At 44.1% G+C, this 2,035-nt stretch carries 2 protein-coding genes and 2 tRNA genes; 1 reads left to right on the forward strand and 3 read right to left on the reverse strand.

Annotated features, from left to right (window positions below; all coding sequences use genetic code 11):
- The coding region (locus I656_RS00260; RefSeq protein WP_020756931.1) for a transposase at positions 1–537 on the forward strand (537 nt) is incomplete at its 5' end.
- A gap of 103 nt (positions 538–640) precedes the next feature.
- On the opposite strand, the gene I656_RS00255 is transcribed toward I656_RS00260, so the two are convergent.
- The 3 genes from I656_RS00255 to I656_RS00245 form a co-directional block, all read right to left on the reverse strand.
- Positions 641–1,654 carry a tyrosine-type recombinase/integrase gene (locus I656_RS00255; RefSeq protein WP_050572333.1) on the reverse strand — a complete coding sequence of 338 codons (1,014 nt, stop codon included), beginning with the start codon at positions 1,652–1,654 and terminating at the stop codon, positions 641–643.
- Between the two features lie 132 nt (positions 1,655–1,786).
- Positions 1,787–1,871: transfer RNA gene (locus I656_RS00250), tRNA-Leu, on the reverse strand.
- 62 nt (positions 1,872–1,933) lie between these two features.
- Positions 1,934–2,007 (reverse strand) — tRNA-Cys (locus I656_RS00245).
- Positions 2,008–2,035: the final 28 nt, after the last annotated feature.

Consider the following 2,035-nt stretch of genomic DNA (forward strand, 5'->3'; position numbering starts at 1 on the left):
ACGAACCGGATTCTCTACCCGAAAGGCATCGCCATCCAAGCCAAGCAGTTCGCCCGCTATATCGAGTCCAAAGACACCCGCCTCGTCACGGTGGGGCAGGAGCGTTATCGCGTGTATCGCTATGAGGGGGCCATCCATGGCCTCGATGACGCGGTGGTGCTGCTGGCTTGGAAGGCGGATCAGCCGATGACACCGGAACATCTCCATTGCGTCTTGAGCACCGACCGGGAGCTCGGGGACGAAGACATCTTGCGTTACTACGCCCAGCGCTGGACGATCGAGTGCTTTTTCCGGCAAGCGAAAGATCAACTGAAGCTGGATGGATACCGCGTTCGCCACATTCGGGCGGTGAAACGGTATTGGGCGGTGGTGCTCTTGGCCTGCGTGTACAGCATCGCCGAATCCCAACAAAACCTTTCCGCTGGACTGGAGCTTCTTCGATCACGGAAAGGCCACAGCGTCGTCGAGTTCATTTATAACGCCGCGAAGCAAGAGATTCCCATTGATGTGATCAAAAAACAGCTCCATGTCGCCTAAGGGGGACCCTGTTTGTCTCTTAAAGCATGGAAATTATTGTAATGAAAAATGCTCATCTACAGTTATAGAACAACTTTCCACTACAAAATGTGGATAATGAAAATTATTTGAATAAGCTATTTATCGGACTAAATTTTGCATGTCCTTGCTGAACCTCGTTGCTGAAAAGATTTACATACACTTTTGTCATTTCCAATGACGTATGCCCCAGTATTGCCTGTAATTGAAATGCATTTGCCCCATTTAACACACATAATTTAGCAAATGTATGGCGAAACGTATGTGGGGAACAGCGAACGTTCTTGATTCCTGCCTTTTTCCCATACTCTTTAATTCTGTCCTGTACTTGCTTTTTGCTGAGTGGCGTATCGTCACGGGTAATAAATAAATAATCAGTATCCACACTCCCTCTAACAGCTATATATTTTTTCAACTGATTAATCATTTTATCTTGAATAGGAACAAAACGTTCGAAACCCCCTTTTGTGTTTCGAATGCGGATGACTTTTTGTTCCCAAATGATATCCGTTGTTTTTATCCCCACCAATTCATTTACTCGAACTCCCGTTTCCAACAGCAACATCATAATCGTATAATCCCTTAAACCTACAAACGTACGAAGGTCGCATTCTTTAAATAAAGCCTTTATCTGCTGATTATCAAATGTTTCTACAATCCTTTTTCTATCCTTCAACAATTTGATGTCTTTCATCGGATTGCTTTTTATGAGATTTCGTCCTTCCAAAAAGTTAAAGAACGCCCTCATGGCTCGCAAACGGGAATTGATACTGACTGTCTTAAGACCTTTTTCTTTCATGTACATAATGACATTTCGCTTAATGGTTTCTCCTGTCCATTCACTTACACGCAACTCGATTTCTTGCTCTTTCAGCAGTTTTACAAATGCGTTTAACTCACTGCGATAATATTTAATCGTATGTTCCCGCAAATTTCTTAGTTCGCAATCCTCAATAAATATCTCTAACAATTCCTCAAATGTGTATTCAATTTCTCTGATATCGTCAGATATTAGCAACAACTCCTCACGACTCAACTCTCCTCTTCTTCCTCTCTTGCTCTTTCTCTGCAATTCTCTCTCATTTTCTATTCTTCCCACTTTCCATTTCACCTCACCGAACACGATTGTACGCACACGATTTTCTTTTCTCGAATCGTATTCGGTAAATAAAAAACAAGGGATTTCACTTACGTGAAACCCCTTGTCCCTAAAGCCTTTTCCCTATTTCGATGCCGATGGTGGGAGTCGAACCCACACGGGGGGCTACCCCACACGATTTTGAGTCGTGCGCGTCTGCCAATTCCGCCACATCGGCGCGACAATCAACATTTTACCAAATTATCTTTCAACTGTCAACACTTTTTTATTCATTAGATATGGAGGCGGCACCCGGATTCGAACCGGGGATAAAGGTTTTGCAGACCTCTGCCTTACCACTTGGCTATGCCGCCTTGATCAAGAGCGGAAGACGGGACTCGA

Origin of the sequence: Geobacillus sp. WSUCF1, from assembly GCF_000422025.1 — a bacterium.
Classification (GTDB): Bacteria; Bacillota; Bacilli; order Bacillales; family Anoxybacillaceae; genus Geobacillus; species Geobacillus zalihae.